Source organism: Enterococcus sp. DIV1537a (assembly GCF_051712085.1).
GTDB lineage: Bacteria > Bacillota > Bacilli > Lactobacillales > Enterococcaceae > Enterococcus > Enterococcus faecalis.
The window spans coordinates 2306890-2324853 of the sequence record NZ_JBIOOE010000001.1; the positions used below are offsets into that span (position 1 = coordinate 2306890).

Annotated in this window: 16 protein-coding genes; 2 read left to right on the forward strand and 14 right to left on the reverse strand. The window is 37.1% G+C overall.

What is annotated here, in order from left to right:
- Window positions 1-528: 528 nt before the first annotated feature.
- From IGJ41_RS11330 to IGJ41_RS11380, 11 genes are all read right to left on the reverse strand, one after another.
- Window positions 529-1533: a lipoate--protein ligase gene (locus tag IGJ41_RS11330; protein WP_002356394.1), complete on the reverse strand. Its 1005-nt coding sequence runs from the start codon at window positions 1531-1533 to the stop codon at window positions 529-531.
- A gap of 32 nt (window positions 1534-1565) precedes the next feature.
- Window positions 1566-2306 (reverse strand): MBL fold metallo-hydrolase, encoded by a 741-nt coding sequence (locus IGJ41_RS11335; RefSeq protein WP_002356393.1) that lies wholly within the window; start codon window positions 2304-2306, stop codon window positions 1566-1568.
- Between the two features lie 145 nt (window positions 2307-2451).
- Window positions 2452-3243: a DUF975 family protein gene (locus tag IGJ41_RS11340; RefSeq protein ID WP_002381417.1), complete on the reverse strand. Its 792-nt coding sequence runs from the start codon at window positions 3241-3243 to the stop codon at window positions 2452-2454.
- Between the two features lie 20 nt (window positions 3244-3263).
- Window positions 3264-4346, reverse strand: coding sequence for a M42 family metallopeptidase (locus tag IGJ41_RS11345; RefSeq protein WP_002367214.1), 1083 nt, complete (start codon window positions 4344-4346; stop codon window positions 3264-3266).
- A 212-nt stretch (window positions 4347-4558) separates the two neighbouring features.
- Window positions 4559-5833 (reverse strand): D-alanyl-lipoteichoic acid biosynthesis protein DltD, encoded by a 1275-nt coding sequence (gene dltD, locus IGJ41_RS11350; RefSeq protein ID WP_002381414.1) that lies wholly within the window; start codon window positions 5831-5833, stop codon window positions 4559-4561.
- Window positions 5833-6069 (reverse strand): D-alanine--poly(phosphoribitol) ligase subunit DltC, encoded by a 237-nt coding sequence (dltC, locus tag IGJ41_RS11355; RefSeq protein ID WP_002356389.1) that lies wholly within the window; start codon window positions 6067-6069, stop codon window positions 5833-5835. Before dltC ends, dltD begins: the two co-directional genes overlap by 1 nt.
- Before the next feature lie 32 nt (window positions 6070-6101).
- Window positions 6102-7307: a D-alanyl-lipoteichoic acid biosynthesis protein DltB gene (gene dltB / locus IGJ41_RS11360; RefSeq protein ID WP_002382500.1), complete on the reverse strand. Its 1206-nt coding sequence runs from the start codon at window positions 7305-7307 to the stop codon at window positions 6102-6104.
- Entirely contained in the window at window positions 7304-8824 is a 1521-nt protein-coding gene (dltA, locus tag IGJ41_RS11365; RefSeq protein ID WP_173963684.1) for a D-alanine--poly(phosphoribitol) ligase subunit DltA, read from the reverse strand. Before dltA ends, dltB begins: the two co-directional genes overlap by 4 nt.
- 14 nt (window positions 8825-8838) lie before the next feature.
- A complete protein-coding gene (locus IGJ41_RS11370; RefSeq protein ID WP_002356384.1) occupies window positions 8839-8988 on the reverse strand; it encodes a teichoic acid D-Ala incorporation-associated protein DltX in 150 nt (49 codons plus the stop codon).
- Window positions 8989-9191: 203 nt separating this feature from the next.
- Entirely contained in the window at window positions 9192-11288 is a 2097-nt protein-coding gene (locus tag IGJ41_RS11375) for an ABC transporter permease (RefSeq protein WP_153854408.1), read from the reverse strand.
- Window positions 11278-12045: an ABC transporter ATP-binding protein gene (locus tag IGJ41_RS11380; RefSeq protein ID WP_002356382.1), complete on the reverse strand. Its 768-nt coding sequence runs from the start codon at window positions 12043-12045 to the stop codon at window positions 11278-11280. The genes IGJ41_RS11375 and IGJ41_RS11380 overlap by 11 nt, the downstream gene beginning before the upstream one ends.
- Before the next feature lie 405 nt (window positions 12046-12450).
- Between IGJ41_RS11380 and nrdD the strand changes: the two genes are divergently transcribed.
- Both nrdD and nrdG read left to right on the forward strand, forming a co-directional pair.
- Complete coding sequence (nrdD, locus tag IGJ41_RS11385) at window positions 12451-14634, forward strand: anaerobic ribonucleoside-triphosphate reductase (protein WP_438714461.1); 2184 nt, start codon at window positions 12451-12453, stop codon at window positions 14632-14634.
- A 32-nt stretch (window positions 14635-14666) separates the two neighbouring features.
- Window positions 14667-15263, forward strand: coding sequence for an anaerobic ribonucleoside-triphosphate reductase activating protein (gene nrdG / locus IGJ41_RS11390; RefSeq protein WP_153854407.1), 597 nt, complete (start codon window positions 14667-14669; stop codon window positions 15261-15263).
- 44 nt (window positions 15264-15307) lie between these two features.
- Here the strand turns inward: nrdG and dinB are convergent, their stop codons facing one another.
- From dinB to IGJ41_RS11405, 3 genes are all read right to left on the reverse strand, one after another.
- Window positions 15308-16423, reverse strand: coding sequence for a DNA polymerase IV (gene dinB, locus IGJ41_RS11395; protein WP_438714638.1), 1116 nt, complete (start codon window positions 16421-16423; stop codon window positions 15308-15310).
- 128 nt (window positions 16424-16551) lie between these two features.
- On the reverse strand, window positions 16552-17310 hold the full coding sequence (locus IGJ41_RS11400) for an ABC transporter permease (protein ID WP_002356377.1): 759 nt from the start codon (window positions 17308-17310) through the stop codon (window positions 16552-16554).
- Entirely contained in the window at window positions 17294-17956 is a 663-nt protein-coding gene (locus tag IGJ41_RS11405; RefSeq protein ID WP_002359439.1) for an ABC transporter ATP-binding protein, read from the reverse strand. The genes IGJ41_RS11400 and IGJ41_RS11405 overlap by 17 nt, the downstream gene beginning before the upstream one ends.
- Window positions 17957-17964: the final 8 nt, after the last annotated feature.

Below are 17964 nucleotides of genomic sequence, written 5' to 3' on the forward strand. Positions count from 1 at the left end.
AAAATAATCTACACATTCTTAACTTCCTAGCTAAGTGCGGATTACTTTTTGTAAGCACATTTTTTCTTTGTTTCCGCTATTTTTTATTAAGTTTTAATTAGAAAACGTCAAAAAGTAGCCCTCAAGAACATACTTATTGATTTTTTCTCGTTATTTCTTATAAAAATACTTCTACATATGTTAATATTTTCCCTTAAATCACTCTCAATTCTTGCTATTTCAAGCCCCAAAACAAGCCTATAACCTTGCTAAAATAAGAAACGTCAAATTTTACTACTTTGTCTGTAAAAATTTGGTATCACAAAAGAAAGGAAATCTTGTATACTCTTTACAGATAGTGATTTATAGTGAAGCACATAACCAAATTCCCGGACTTGACTTGGTTCAAGTACATATGCAGGCGAGCTATTTGATAGTTCCCTGATAAAAATCGTTTCGACGATTTTGCACATAGTACTACCTTTCTAAAAGCTAAAAATTATTTTTTAGCTAGAAAAAAGACAACCGTTTGAAACGGCTGTCTTTTTTTTAATAAATTAACCCAAGCAAATCTTCTTTTTCGATATTGCCAAAGTATTTTTTAACGTCAATTTGATCAATGGCTTCTTCTAAAGAAGCTTTATCATATTTCACGCCGGTTAAAATATCTTCAACATCTTTAATTTCACCAAGCCCAAAGAAGTCCCCAAAGATTTTAATTTCTTGAATGGCACCATCCGCCACATTCATTTTCATTTCAATTGAACCAATTGGGAAACGATGGCGACGTTCTAAGTTAAATGCAGGTGATTTACCATAATTCCAATCCCAATTGCGATAGTATTGCTCTGAAATTTTGTTAATAGCCGCCCAGTCTTGATCAGTTAATTCATACGTTTTAACTTGGTCGATCGAATCTACGCCGAAAATTTTCAAAAGAATTTCTTGGCGGAATTCTTCCGTTGTCATCTCTTGTTTATCTTCAGATAAAAATGGTTTAATGTTTGTTACCCGTGAACGAACAGACTTGATACCTTTAGATTCGATTTTATCTTTCCGTACTTTCAATGTATTTACAACTTCATCAATATCACTATCAAACATTAAGGTTCCATGTGCAAACATGCGGCCGTTGGTAGCGTACATCGCATTTCCTGAAAACTTCATATCATTAATCACTAGGTCATTGCGCCCTTTTAATTCGGCACCTTCAACGCCTAAGTCGTGCAATGCTTGAATAATTGGTTGGGTAACTTTCGCAAAATCACGGAAAGAGTTGCCGTCATCTGGCATAATAAAACTAAAATTCAAATTACCATGATCATGATAAACGGCGCCGCCGCCACTTAAGCGACGAACAACATGAATGCCGTGCTCATCTACATATTCTTTGTTAATTTCTTCAATTGTATTTTGGTTACGGCCAATAATGATTGACGGCTCGTTAATGTAAAATAAAAGGATGGGCTCATCTAAAGGCATTTCTGTTAACAAATATGTTTCAATTGCTAAATTCACTCGTGGATCATTATTTTCATTCGGTACAAAAATCACAATCGGTTCTCTCCCTTGGTATAGTTACTTTTTTAAATCTCAACTGTTAAATCTGGTTGGGCTAATGTCACTGGAATTTCCGTTCCAGCATAGTTTTGCGCTTCTTCACGTAGTTGTTCCAATGACCCATGTTGTGGTAAATGGGTCAACATCAATTGTTTGACTTGTGCGGCTTTGGCAATTTCACCCGCTTCTCTTGATGTAAAATGTGCATGATGTCGTTCATTACCTTCAAATAAGTACGTATCCGCTAAGAATAAATCCGCGTCTTTTGCAAAGTCTTCAAAACTTGCTAAGTAACCAGAGTCTCCTGTAAAGACAAAGACTTTGCCGGTCGCTTTTTCAACAATCCGCATCGCGTAACAAGTGACAGGATGAATCGTTTCCATGAAAGTAATTAAAAATGGTCCTACTGCCAACTCTTCTGCTTCAAAATACTCTTTCCCTTCGGAAACGTTAGGAAGCGTTAGTTCTTTGAAATGCATTTGATCTTGTGTATGGCCATATATTGGCAAAATAGGAGTCGGTTCCAGCGTTGGATAAAGCTGACGATAATATTGTAAAACGCCTAAATCTGCGATATGGTCATGATGATAATGCGACAGAATGACAGCATCTAATTTCAATGGATCTAGATAGTTTTCTAAACGCACTAATGTTGTACTGCCTGCATCAATAAGCAAATGAAAGCCTTCAGATTCTAACAAATAGGAACTCGTTCCTTCTCCTTTGTATGGATAAGCACCTAAACAGCCTAAGACAGTCAATTTCATGTGTGGACAACCTCCTTCAATACGATACTTCCATGTTACCATAAAATAACGGAAAAACGAGGTTAAAACGCTTAAATTTTCACAAAAAGACCAAAGAAAAAACCTGAATCCTTTGTCGAGATAACAAAGGATTCAAGCTTCTTTTTTATTCTTCGGCTAAACCTTTTTCTTCTAAGGCAGTTTGATAAAAACTAGCTAACGCTACATGGTTATAAGGAATCACCCATAATAGACCGATACCAATAGCTAAAAAGCCCACAATATACCAACCAATAAAAGAAAATTGTAAACATAAATATTGCCAAAAACGATTTTTCATTAAATATAACGCCTGTTTCAACGCCATCATAATTGGCAGTTCTGGATTATCAAAACGTAGCCACACAGCAAATTGAAAAACGCCACTCACAAACAAACCAATTAAAAAGATCAAGATAGTGGCAACGCCAAACGCTAGGAAAAAGGAAAAATCATTTAAGAAAAAGGTTTGGATTTCCTCTGGTGTAACTGTACTAAACATCAATTTGAAATACAAGGTTGTCCCTGCACCAAATAAAATTGGTAACAAAAATAACAAACCAATTACACGTTCAAGTACTTTTTGAAGTAGGTTGACCACGAATAGCGGACCATAATATTTTCCTTGAAAAACACTCATTAAAATATTGACCCGCACCTTTTCACCACGCAACACCTTCAAGGCTGCGTAATATAGCGCATAACTTAACGCGAATAAAACAAAAATTTGCAGTAATACTGCGGCAAAACTACTTTGAAAAACTTGATTTTCACCAGAAAATAAATTTTGCACAATCGATGTTAAGAAGCTCTGTAAAACCACTCCTAAGAAAGTTAACCAAGCCATGATCCCCCATTGCCCATCAAGGGCTCTGCGAGCATTGGCACGATGTTGCGAATTTGTTACTAAACTTTTCATTCATTCCATCCTTTCTGAAACTAATAACTAGTCAATTTAGCGACTGTTTCTTTATCTAGACGTTTCACCACTTCTGTGACTAATTTGACTGTGTTGAAATAATCATCTTCATGAATAACTGAGGTATGTGAATGCAGATATCTAACAGGCACCGTGATGGCTAATGATGGAATCCCATTGCGTGTTAAATGCATGCGGCCAGCATCCGTACCTCCCCCTGTAATCACTGTATATTGGAAGGGAATGTTATTTTCTTCCGCCACTTGAATAACAAAATCACGTAATTTTTTATGCGGAATCATTGATGCATCATAAATCAAAATTTGTGGTCCTTCACCTAAAACAGAGTCGGCTTCTTTAGGTGTCATTCCTGGTGTGTCACCAGCTGTTCCTGTGTCTAAAGCAAACGCTATGTCTGGATTCACAAGATGCGTACTTGTTTGCGCACCGCGTAGCCCGACTTCTTCTTGCACATCACTGCCTGCAAATAAAATATTGGGGTGCCCTTCTGTCGCTAAATTTTCTAAAACTTTTAATGAAACGGCCGTACCAATTCGGTTATCCCACGCTTTTGCCAATAAAAATTTTGTATCATTCATGCGACGATAGTCAATATATGGTGTCACCATATCCCCTGGATGAATCCCCCATTCTGCAACTTGTTGATCGCTACTTGCACCAATATCAATAAACATATCTGCAATCTCATAGGGTTTGTTACGAACTTCCGCTGTTAACACATGCGGTGGTTTAGACCCAATGACACCATGGTAAACCTTACCAGTCGTAGTTTTAATCTGAACTTGTTGGGCCAACATCACTTGCCCCCACCAACCGCCAACGGTTTGAAATTTTAAAAAGCCTTTTTCTGTGATTTGGGTAACCATGAAACCGACTTCATCCATATGCCCAGAAATGTAGACTTTTGGTCCTTCTTTATCACCAACATTTTTTGCAATAATACTGCCAAGGCCATCATATAAAAATTTATCCGCATACGGTGCTGCATACTTTTTAAATAACGAACGTACTTCGTCTTCATTCCCAGCAATCCCTTTAGCACTTGTTAAATCAATTAACATTTTTTCTTCTTTTGCATCCATAAAAATAACTCCCCTCAAAAACCAATTTTATCCATTATACCACGAACTAAAAAAATACTTACAAAAAATAAATTGAGCAACGTTCTCCACTAAAAGTAAACGAAAAAACAGCCTGCACGCTCGTTATTCAACGGCAGGTACAGGCTATTTTCATTGTTACGAAGCGTTTCTAGTCCGCTTCAGATAATTGGTACTTGATCCATCTTGCCTTCTTAAAATTGAGGTAAGACCAATGGATTTTGTTGTTGCCAATCTGTCTGATAAAAACGATCATCAATTTGATACGTTAACTTTTTAGACACAGGTTGTTTCATAAATTCATCTACTTGACGATCAACAGCGAGCCAACCACGCCAACCTAAATGAATCGTGTCTGCCATAAAGTAGCGTTCATTACTACATGTTGAGAAGTCAGCAATGTTAGTAAACCCTTGCTCTTGAAGTTGATATTTCAGCTTGCGTGCTACTTGTTGCAACATATCTTGTGACAAGCCCGTATAGTCCGACCAACGTTTGTTAACAGGTGGGATTACAAATAAAACATCGACATTTTTTTCTGCTAACTGTTCTAACGCAGCTTGGAAATCACCATATTCTGGAGAAAAACGATAATCCCATTTCTTTTGTGAATGAGCTAATTTCGGTAAAACTGGTTTAATCCGTTGGCGATAAAAACCGTTACTAATTTCAAATTTATTATTATTAATGGCTTTTGCCGCAATTTTTCCAGCTAGCTGATCTAATTCATTAAAATTATACGTAGCGGGTAATTGTTTCATATCTTTTTCAACAATTGGTTCTCTGCTAACCATGCCAATTTGGCTAAACAATTCATCCTCACGATTCAAGAAACGGAGATTCATTATAAAATAATCTCGTTGAGAGCGTTGGGGAAGTTGCCCTGCCTGCAGATTTGCCAAAGTTTCCATTAAGACTTTGTCTTTTTGAACAACTGGAAATTTGGTCAAACGTTGTGCTAGATATTGGTCACCGCTGGTTAATTCGGTTAAATTAGCTAACCATTGGTAGGTTTGTAATTGTGAATAGTGTGCACCAAAACTATCATTAGGTACACCCTTTTTGACAAACCATTGCGGAGATAAAATAAAGACCGCTTTTTTATTGGCGATCGCATCGCCCATCGAATGAATGACCATCGCTTGGGTTAATGACTGTGTGCCCGCTTCTCCTAGTAAAAACGGTCGGTAGTTCCGTTGATACTTTTCAGAGAGCACACTAGGGTGGAAAGCACTAAATCGACTTAATTCAGAAGAGCCAAAAAAAGGAACATATTTACCAGAAGCCACTGCTTTGTTTTTAATCACATTGCCTTTTAAAACGTTCGGTGCCATTGACGTTGATGCTTCCTTCAACGTTTTTTCGGAAGTTAAATTGATTCTGAACGGTGCAAAAAAGAACACTGCAACCAAGACCGCTGAACAAAGCACTGGACCTAAGATTCTGATTAGTCGTTTTTTTCTAGACATTATTGTAAAGCTTCCACTTGTTGAATGATTTGTTTTGGTGTTCCCCATACTTCACGGTCAAAGTCTGATACAGGAACTTGGATTCCTAATTGTCCTTCAATTTCTACTAATAATTGAACCGTTGCTAAAGAGTCCAATAATCCTTCTTCAAATAATTGAATATCTTGATTGTTCACAACTTCGTCTGTTCCTGTAATATCTTCTAAAATGTTTAATACTGTTTCTTGAATGTTCATTGTAAATTGCCCCTTTATATTTTTATTTTTGTTTATTTAAACCATAGTTTGTCTAAAAATCCTGAGAAAATCAGGAAGCTGACACAAACCGCTTGGAAAGTTAAAAAGACTGCAAATGCATGTGTAAATTTGTTTGATGGTATCTTGTCTTTATGTTTTTTCTTAAAACGTAGCCAAGCATCTGTCACACAAATTAGTGTTGCATGGTAGAGCCCATAAGCGATGTAGAACCACGTTAATCCATGCCAAATGCCCATGATTAAGAACAACGCAAAGTAACCAATATTAGAAGTCACAATCCGACTCTTAAAGACTTTCTTTTTCATTAAGAAAAACATTAAGCGCATGTAAATGTAATCACGGAACCAAAAAGATAAGGTCATGTGCCAGCGATTCCAGAATTCTTTAATATTCCAACTTAGGAACGGTTTGTTAAAGTTCATTGGTGTATCATAGCCCATTAAATAACTTGTGCCAACGGCCAGTAAACTATAGCCTGCGAAATCAAAGAATAGATACAAACTGTAATTATACATATAGCCGACTGTCCACCAGGATAAACCACCTTGTGCCAAGGCCATTTTTTCCACATGTGGTAAAAAGACACCACCAAGATAATGACTGATAATAAACTTATATAAAAATCCTAGAAATAAATAAAAAATTCCTTTTTCTAAAAAGTCTAAATATTTCTCCGCACTCGGCGGGTTTTTCAAATCTTTTTCAAAGCGCCGATAACGATCGATGGGTCCTGAAGAAATAGTCGGGAAAAACAAGAGAAACTGAATGTAACGAAACGGATGATATTCTTTCATTACGCCATCCCGTAAATCCATGACCACTTGGACCGCTTTAAAGGTTAAATAAGAAATCCCTAAAAAGCCAAGTAAGGTTGTTTTGCCTGTCATGAAGGGAGAAACTTTCACCCAAACAAGCGGTAATATAGCTAAAAAGACAGCCAGATAAAAGACCCAACCTGCATTTTTATTTTTTCGATAAGCCGCATAGCCCCACGTTAGTAACGTTTGATAAATAACATATACAATCAGAGCGACTCCTTGTTGCCAAAATTCGCCACCAAAACTGATATATAGAAAGACCAGTGTCACGAGTGTTTGGTACCAAGGCCAACGTGTCCCTTTAATGGCTAAGGTTAAAATCATTGGCAACAGAGCCGCAATTAGCAGAACGAAGTAATACGGTGCATTATAGGGAATCATATGAGGAAAATTCATCATGTGGCATTCACCTCATTCATCAACCCTTTCCGATCAATTTTGCCATTACTTGTCAAAGGTAATTGTTCAACATATACAAATTTTTGTGGAATCATGTAGTCCATTGTCAACGTGGCTAATTCTTGTTTAATTGCCTTAGTTAATTGAAAATCACTTGAAAATTCATGTGCTTGCGGAACGACATAGGCAATTAATTGTTGGACTTTATTTCCTTGATATTTCGGCACAACAACTGCTTGTTTCACGTAGGAAACATTCGTTAAGTGATGATCCACTTCTTCTAACTCAATGCGGTAGCCATGCAACTTAATTTGAAAATCTAAGCGTCCCTCATACTGCAATAGGTTATCGACTAACTTTCCAGCATCGCCTGTGCGATAAGCTGGTACGCCATCTAATTGGAAAAAAGCTTCCGCTGTTTTCACAGGATTATTTAGATAGCCTTTGGAAACACTTGGTCCAGCAATGACGATTTCACCAATTTCACCTGCAGGTAATTTTGACATGCCTTCCATAATATAAATTTGCGTATCCTCTTTCACATACCCGATTGGTAAACGTTGGACACTTTTTAAAACTTCTTGAGTGATTTCAATGGCACTAATCGCTACAGTCGCTTCTGTCGGCCCATACGTATTATAAATATGCGCCGTTGGGAAACGAGCGGCTAATTTCACAGCCGTTGGTTTTGGTAATTCTTCTCCACAGAATAAAAACGTGCGCAGTGCTGGTAGATGTTCACCATCGAAGCTTGGTTCCATTAGACACAATTCAATAAATGACGGTGTTGAAACCCAGACGTCGATTGTTAATTGTGGCAAACGCGTAAATAATTGTTTAAAATCGTTAATGATTTCATTGGGTAACGGAGTTAATGAGCCGCCTAACGCCAATGCGGGATAAATAGACATCACCGATAAATCAAACGAATAAGGTGCCTGTGCTAAAAAGCGGGCCCCTTCTTCTAAACCAAAATCTTGCAACAACCAATTCGTAAAGCTAACTAAATTATCATGGCTGATTTGCACACCCTTTGGTACGCCAGTTGTCCCTGAAGTGAAAATGATATAGTAATTACTTGCTCCTGTGACAGGCGTCAACGCAGGCGCATGTCGAGGTGCATGCATCATCATTTCTGTTAATTCTTCCGCCGTAATTACTGGCACTTCGGTGGCTAACTCAGGCCATTCATGCACAGCAATCACTGCGGTTGGTTTGGCTACGTTTAGAATTAGTTCAATGCGTTCTTTTGGTGTATGTGCATCAATGGGGATATAGCTAAAACCAGCTTTCGATGCGCCTAGAAAACTCACAATCATTTCAAAATCTAATTCTCCGTATACGACAATCGCTGACTTGTCCGTTTTCAGCTCAGCTAAATAAGCGGCTAGATTGTCTGACTTTTCTTTTAACTCTCCATACGTAGAGACTTTTTCTTCGGTTAAATAAACAGGACGTTGGGGTTCTTTACGTGCCCATTCATCAATCGTTTGAATCATATTAATTACTTTTTCCATGTATAGCCGCCTCCTTAAAACTCGTTATAAATGAAGGTTCCTCCATTGATATTCTTGTAATGATAAAGATAAATTAATGCAATGACAATGAAAGAATAAAATAACGTTTTACCGATGAATTTAAGACTTTCGTTATTGAGAATTTTCTGAAAAGTTGTTTTCATTATCATTCACCTCCTAAGGTTAATCGCTATCCATTATTTTATGCTATATTTCAGCAAAGTCCATTGAAATTTCTTACAATTTAATAAAAAAACTAACAATTTCGTCACTTCTTAAATTTTCATGATTTTCATAAAGGGAACTCTCATAATTTTTTCGCATAAAGAAACTGTAAAAACCGCTTCACAACGGCTTTTACAGTTTTTTAAAAATGGATGTGTCGAATCATCCGCGCATAAATGGCAGACGTTAAAATATAAAAAATTAGATAAACAATTATTAAGATTCCACAAGAAAGATATACTAACAAATATCCTGGACTCTTAATAAATTGGCTTAACAAATAAATAGCAAAGGTGGTATGCAAAATCCCAATGACCATCGGCGGAAAGAAAATCAAACTATTCTGTCGATAAATTTGCTTAGTTATCGCTTTACTAGAAACACCCATCCGTTTTAAAGTCACGTAATCTTGACGCTCACTTACAGCGGAAAACAGTTGTCGTAACATCAAAATACTGCCCGTAATAAACAACGCTAAAATCGCCACAAACATGGAGACATATAAAGTCAAGCCGTTAATTTTTCGTTCATAGCGTAAAGAGGCGTAGCGATCATTCATATTTAGCCGCCAAGTTTCTGTGACATCATCTTGCGTATTCTTTGCCTCTTCGTTAGGCATTTGTTTGGCAAAACCACTCAACTGCTGGTTATTTTTTTCATACTTATACAAAATTGGCGTTTGCCATTCTGTGGCAATCTGTTTATTTACGGCTTCATAAAGTTTTTCAAGGCTTTTCGTGTCAACATTTACGGCGTTAATCTGATATTGAATGGAATTTTTTGTCACTTTCTGATAAAGGGCATCGGAAACGACAATCGTTGGTAAGGAATATTGCAATAAAAAATTGCCTAGATAGTTTGGCAGCACTTGTTGCAGTTGTGCCGTCTCTCCTTCAACAAATTGCAGTTTCGCGCCATAACGAGACATACCACTTAAGATATTGGTAAAGCTATCCATATAGATTACACTTTGGTCATTTTTTAAATGCAGATCTTTCAAATAAGGATTAATTTTTTGATAGTTACGATAATTGGAGAAGGATAAAACATTAACTGCTTCAATCGTTTCTTGTTCCTCTGGCGCTTGACCAATTCGCAAGGTGCGTTCAATTCCAGTAATTTTATAAGAAAGTGTCACTTCATTTTTTATTTTGGTGTCCTTCGCTTCATCGAGAACTTTCTTCAATTTAGGATAGCTTTCCTGTGAAACTAAAAAGTCCACGGGGCCATCACTGTTGACCGTGTGCATACTAATCGTATACACAAAAACCATCACGCCGATTCCACTCAAGGCTGTCGCAATTAATAAGGTCAAACCAGTGAGTGTTTTGCTACTTTTAAATAAGTAGCGTTTGGCATTGCCTAAAGTAATCATGCGTAAATCTTGGTAATACCATTTTTTTCTATGATTAAATAAGCGAATGATAAAATACATGGTATAACGGAAAAATAAATAAGTTCCCACCACACATAGACCCAAAATGATAAAAGGGGTCAACGTAATAATCATTGGAATCGAGATATCCAATGAATCATTTAATTGTTTATACACAATACCTGTCGCTAAATTCCGAAAATCAAACGCAATAAAATAACCGGCCAGTAAACAAATAGGACCTAAAATACCTAGAAACTGCCGCCGTTTCGTTAAACGACTATAATTAATTTGACCAATTTTTTCTTGGTGCATAAGCTGCGACAATGGATAACGATAAATCATCCAAATACTTCTTAAGCAGACAATCAGAATCATAAATGCAAAAGCTACACCGGTTTCAATAACGGAACGCCAAGAAATATAGAAGAAACTGGGCACTTCTAAAAACATAACTTTGGCTAAAATCATTGAAAACAACTTGGTGAAAATCACTCCTAAAATAATCCCATTAATTAGTGAAACAAAGCCTAAAACTAAATTTTCCACTAAAAAAATTAGTGAAACTTGGCTCTTTCTCAAGCCAATTAATCGATACAATCCAATTTCTTGGCTACGTTTGCCTATAAAAAAGCGATTTGCTGCCAACATAAAGCCTAAAATAATAATGGTGACTAAGGTACTACCGAGTCCTAAAGATCGCTTAATTTCGATATCACGGCCTGCACCTGCGACAAGAGGCTGGTTGTAAGCAATCGCACGGAAACAATAATAAACGACCGCTGCAAAAGTCATACTAATGTAATAAACCAGATAATTAGGTACATGAGCTTTTAAATTTTTTAATGATAGTTTAAAAATCATTTGCGCGCCCGCCTCCACCAATCGTTGCTTGCATATCTATCACACGATTAAAAAATTCCTTACGTGATCCTTGACGAACAACTTCTGAGAAAATCGCACCGTCTTTAATGAATAAGATGCGATTGCAAAAACTGGCCGTGTACGGGTCATGTGTCACCATCAAAATTGTGGCATCATCATGCAGATTAATTTCAGCTAAATATTTCAACAATTCTGTTGCTGATTTTGAATCCAGCGAGCCAGTTGGTTCATCTGCAAAAATAATTTTAGGGTTCGTAATCAAAGCACGAGCAGCTGCTACCCGTTGTTTTTGTCCCACAGATATCTCTGGTGGATAAGCAGATAAAAGCTCCTGAATCCCCAAAATCGAAGTCACATGTAACAAACGTTTATCCATTTCTTCTAATGAAACTTTTTCTACAGCTAAAGGCAACAGAATATTGTCCTTCACATTTAACGTATCAATTAAGTTAAACGATTGAAAAATAAACCCCATTTCGTTTCTCCGAAAATCACTTAATTGATTATCTCGCATTTTTAAAATATCTTGTCCGGCGATACGCACGATTCCTGCGGTTGGCAAAATAATCGAGGATAAGACATTCAACAGTGTCGATTTCCCAGCACCGCTGGGACCCATAATCCCCACAAATTCGCCTTCATCAACGGTAAACGAAATATTATCTAATACTTCTGTTTTATTATTTAAACGACCATATGTCTTGCTGACATGGTTTACTTCTACAATTTTTTTCATTTTTCTCGCTCCAACGTTTTGTTATTACTCTTATTTTACCAAGAAAAAATCTGAATGAACATCGTTTTATCTTACAATATCGTTCGGTAGTCAAAGAATAATTGGCATTTCGTGAATAAATCCGCAAACAATTATTATTTAATAATTGTTATTTTTTAGTGTTGCTTTTAGCAATTTGGCAAAAAACTCTTTGCTGTTTTTTAATTTGGACAAAGAATTTTTTTCACACAAAAAAATTTGCTCAATCCTTTTCTTCATTTGTTTTCATATTTTTTCAAAACAGCGCAAGCACAATATATAGTGTTTGTCTAGTGATATTTTACTAAAAATACGCAATATATCGATTGAATTTAGCCGACCTTTGTATTAGGATAGTTACTAACGAGATATAAGGAGCTGGATAAAATGATGAAGATTACTGATGAAAAAGCCGAGGATGTTAATCTCTCAACAATTAAAGTCGTCAAACGAGATGGTCGTTTAGTGACTTTCGATGATCAAAAAATATACGATGCTTTGATCAAAGCTGAACAAAAAATACATGACCAAGTCACTCCTTTGACACATCAAAAAGTCCAATCGATTGTTGCCGATGTCAATCGAGAAATTGCCGAACGTTTTACCAATAACGTAAAAATTTATGAAATTCAAAATATTGTGGAACATACTCTGCTATCCAACAATGAATATGCCTTAGCCGAAGAATACATTCATTACAGAACCCAACGTGATTTTGAGCGTAGTAAAGCAACTGATATTAATGTATCTATCGGCAAATTAATTAATAAAGATCAGACTGTCGTGAACGAAAATGCCAACAAAGACAGTGACGTTTTTAATACGCAACGTGATCTAACCGCTGGGATTGTTGGAAAATCAATTGGTTTAAAGATGTTGCCTTCACACGTGGCTAATGCCCATCAAAAAGGCGACATTCATTACCACGATTTAGATTATCATCCATATACGCCCATGACAAACTGCTGTTTAATTGATTTTAAAGGCATGCTAAACAATGGCTTTAAAATTGGGAACGCTGATGTCGAATCACCAAAATCAATTCAAACAGCCACTGCACAAATTTCTCAAATTATTGCCAATGTAGCTTCCAGTCAATATGGTGGATGCTCTGCCGATCGGATTGATGAATTATTAGCGCCTTTTGCGGAACGTAATTATGAAAAACATTTAGCAGATGCGCAAGAATGGATTGAAGGAGAAGAACGCCAAAAAGCATTCGCTCGGAAGAAAACGAAAAAAGATATTTTTGATGCCATGCAAAGTCTTGAGTATGAAATTAATACTTTATTTACTTCCAATGGACAAACCCCTTTTACTTCTCTGGGATTTGGTTTAGGTACCAACTGGTTTGAGCGAGAAATTCAACGGGCGATTTTACAAATCCGAATTAATGGTTTAGGGATTGAAAAACGAACAGCTATTTTCCCAAAACTGATTTTCACAATTAAACGCGGCGTCAATGCGCAACCTACTGATCCAAACTACGATATTAAACAACTGGCACTGGAATGCGCAACGAAACGCATGTATCCTGATGTTTTAAACTATGATAAAATCGTTGAACTAACAGGTAGTTTTAAGGTACCAATGGGCTGTCGTTCCTTTTTACAAGGATGGAAAGACGAACAAGGTGAAGAAGTAAATGTTGGCCGAATGAATTTAGGCGTTGTGACCTTGAACTTACCAAGAATCGCTTTAGAAGCGCAAGGAAGCCAAGAAAAGTTCTGGCAAATTTTAAATGAACGTTTGGCGATCGTTAAAGATGCTTTGGTTTATCGGGTTGAACGTGTTAAAGAAGCTAAACCAGCGAATGCACCGATTTTATACATGTATGGTGCATTTGGAAAACGTTTAGCTACACAGGATGCCGTAGATGAACTGTTTAAAAACAAACGTGCCACGGTTTCGCTTGGCTATATTGGCTTGTATGAAGTGGCTTCTGCCTTTTACGGCGGTGCTTGGGAGGACAATCAAGAGGCCAAAAACTTTACACTGGATATTTTAAAAGAACTGAAAAAAAATGCCGACAACTGGGGCAACGAATACGGCTATCATTTTAGTGTCTACTCTACACCGAGCGAAAGCTTGACTGACCGTTTTTGCCGTTTAGATACTGAAAAATTTGGCATCGTCGAAAATATTACAGATAAAGAATATTACACAAATAGTTTCCATTATGATGTACGCAAAAATCCAACGCCTTTTGAAAAACTTGATTTTGAAAAGGACTATCCAAAATACTGTTCTGGTGGTTTTATCCACTACTGTGAATACCCCATGTTACAGCAAAATCCCAAAGCACTTGAAGCTGTCTGGGATTACGCTTATGACAAAGTTGGCTATTTAGGAACCAATACGCCAATTGATCATTGTTATGCCTGTGGTTTTGAAGGGGAGTTCCATCCAACTGAACGTGGCTTTGAATGTCCAGAATGTGGCAATCATGATCCTAAGACTTGTGATGTCGTTAAACGGACTTGTGGTTATTTAGGTAACCCGCAAGCTCGCCCAATGGTACATGGTCGTCACAAAGAAATTTCCTCTCGTGTTAAACATTTAAAAAATTAAACTCGATTATTCTATAGAAAGAAGTTTTGCTGATGCGTAATCCGAAACCACAAGAATGGAAAACCGAAGACTACAGCCAAAAAAAGATTGCCGATTACAAAGCGTTCAACTTTGTTGATGGCGAAGGTGTACGCAATAGTTTATATGTGAGCGGCTGTCTCTTTGCTTGTGAAGGTTGTTTTAACAAAGCTGTCCAAAATTTCAATTACGGTACGCCGTTTACAGAATCTTTAATGAATCAAATTATTGAAGATTTGTCCCATGACTATGTCCAAGGTTTGACTCTTTTGGGTGGTGAACCTTTTCTGAATACAGATGTTTGTCTTAGTGTAGTCAAACGTGTGCGGGAAACATTTGGCTCAGCCAAAGATATCTGGTCTTGGTCTGGGTATACCTTTGAAGAACTACTTTTAGAAACGCCTGATAAGCTTGAACTACTCCATTCAATTGACATTTTAGTCGATGGGCGTTTTGAACTGGCAAAACGTAATTTAAATTTACAATTTCGTGGCAGTAGTAATCAACGGATTATTGATGTACCCAAATCACTTGCTGCTGGCAAAGCTGTTATTTGGGAAAAATGTCATGACGCCGAAACGTCTTATGAACAAATCAAAAAAACAATTTAAAAAAGTTAGCCCTTTAGCCATCTCTTGAGGATGTGTCTAAAGGGCTAACTTTTTTCCCATAAAGGTAAAACAATGTTTTCATACGCTAGTGGATCTAAATTCGTTAAAGTAATGCCTAATAAACGGATTCCTTGTTCTAAACCTAAAATATCTTCCCAAATTAAATTCGCTTGATAGAAAAGTTCTTCTTTTTTAGAAATATATTCAGGTAATGTCACACGTTTCGTAATCGTCGTATAATCAGTATAACGAACTTTTAGGACTACTGTTTTGCCATGTTTTTGCACTCGTTGCAATGCACGCTCAACCCCTGCTGCTAATTGTCTCAATTGAGCCGTAACCTGCTCTTCCGTCGTTAAAGGGGTGCCGTAAGTATGTTCCTTGCCTACCGACTTACGATCTCTAGTCACTTGAACTGGCGCATCATGGATACCACGGACTTTACGATACAATGAATAACCCATTTTACCGAATAACCGAATCAACGTCATCTCATCTTGCTTGTATAAATCTGCTCCAGTAAAAATCCCTAGTTCATGCATTTTAGGCACTGTTTTTTTCCCGATTCCGTGGAAATCTTCAATCGGTAATGCTTTCAAAAAATCTTCGGCCTCTTCTGGTAAGACAACCGTCAGGCCCTTTGGTTTCTGGAAATCTGATGCTAACTTGGCTAAAAACTTATTGTAACTAACACCTGCCGAGCAAGTTAACTGCAATTCATGCCAAATATCATACTGGATCATTTTCGCAATTTTAATAGCCGACTTACTGTTGACCTTATTTTCAGTTACATCTAAATACGCTTCGTCAATAGATACTGGTTCAATCACATCTGTATAGCGGCGAAAAATTTCACGGATTTCTTGAGAAATTTCACTATATTTCTGATAATTACCTGGCTTAAAAATGGCACTTGGACATAGTTCATACGCCTTTTGAGCACTCATAGCCGAGTGAATACCGTACTGTCGAGCAATATAATTCGCTGTGGTCACCACTCCTTTGCCCCCAGTATCACCTGGATGGCGCGCAATAACTAACGGATGTCCTACTAGCTCTGGATGATCTCGTTCTTCAACTGAAGCAAAAAACGCATCCATATCTATATGTATAATTTTTCTCGACGTATCTTTTTTTAAGGGAAAACGTAATTCGCTCATCATTTTGATTCGCCTCCTCCCTCCATTATATACGAACGTCCGTTCTTTTTCAAATTGAAACTTCTTTATTTCAACCAGAAAAAGCTGAAAATCCGTGAAGTTATAAACACAGATTTCCAGCTTTTTAATTAAACAACCAATTGTTTTTGTTGATTATAGTAGCCTTTATAGGCAAGATAAGTTGCAATCACTGAACCAATACTTGTTGCTGATAGCAACATAAAAGTCACCATAATCTGATATTTTATCGCATGGACAGGATCAACGCCCGCAAAAATTAAGCCTGACATCATCCCAGGCAAACTAACAATTCCGACAGTTTTGGCAGAATCAATCGTCGGCGCCATCCCGGTTTTCACACTTTGTTGGATGATTGGTAAAGAGGCGAGTTTGATAGTTGCACCTAATGCTAGTTTCTCCATTACCGCTTGCCGTTGGTTTTGAAAAAGAGTATCTAAATTGCGATAGCATAAACCAATTGCCACCATCGAATTGCTGGCAATCATCCCACTGATAGGAATGATTTGAGAAGGAATAAATTTGATAGAACCAGAAAAAATCAAAATACCAATGGTAATTCCTGTACTACAACCAATTGCAATGAAAGAAATCAAAAAGCCCTTTTGTAATTGCTGGCTGCGTTTTTTTGCATTAAAGGCTGCGTTGGAAACAATCACCAAAACCATGATGAGCGTTAAAATCAGGTTATTGACTTGAAAAACATATTTTAATAAATAGCCGACTGCGACTAATTGAATGACTGCTCGAATCACACTAATAATAATATCTTTGGTAAAACCTAATTTTTCTTTAGTACTAATAATTAATGCGACCACTACTAGCATGGCTGAAAAAAATAAGGATAAATTATTAACTGCTAAATCCATCTGTCGGCGCCACCTTTCCTGCTACAATACGAATCACTTGCTGTGCTTGCTGAATTTCTTCGGTATCATGCGTGATACGAACCAGCGTGACTCCTTGCTCTTTGTTTAATTGGTTTAACAATTGATTGACAATTTGTTTGCTTTCTTCATCTAATCCCGTTGTAACTTCGTCTAATAATAAAACATCTGGTACAAAAATAATGTTTCGTAGCAAAGCAACCCGTTGTCGCTCACCACCAGAGAGTTCGGCTATTTTCTTTTCAAGATAAGCAGCGGGCAATTTCACTTGTTGGAGCAATGCCACGACTTTTTCCTGATTAAACGCTTCTTGTCTGACGGTAAATGGAAATAATAAATTATCATACACGGTTTCACCAAATAAAGTTGGCTGCTGAAAACAATAAGAAACCTTTTGGCGGTATGTTTCGATTGGCATTGTAGTAATTGGCGCTTCTTGATAAAAAATTTCGCCTTCTGTAGGACTTAATAATGAAGATAAAATTTTTAAAAATGTACTTTTCCCGCTACCTGAAGGACCAACAATTGTTGTATTGCTGCCTGTTTCAAATGACAAATCAATATCAGAAAGAATGCTACGACCATTTACTTGATAAGACACGCCTTCTGCTCGCAATAAATTACTCATGTTTCTCT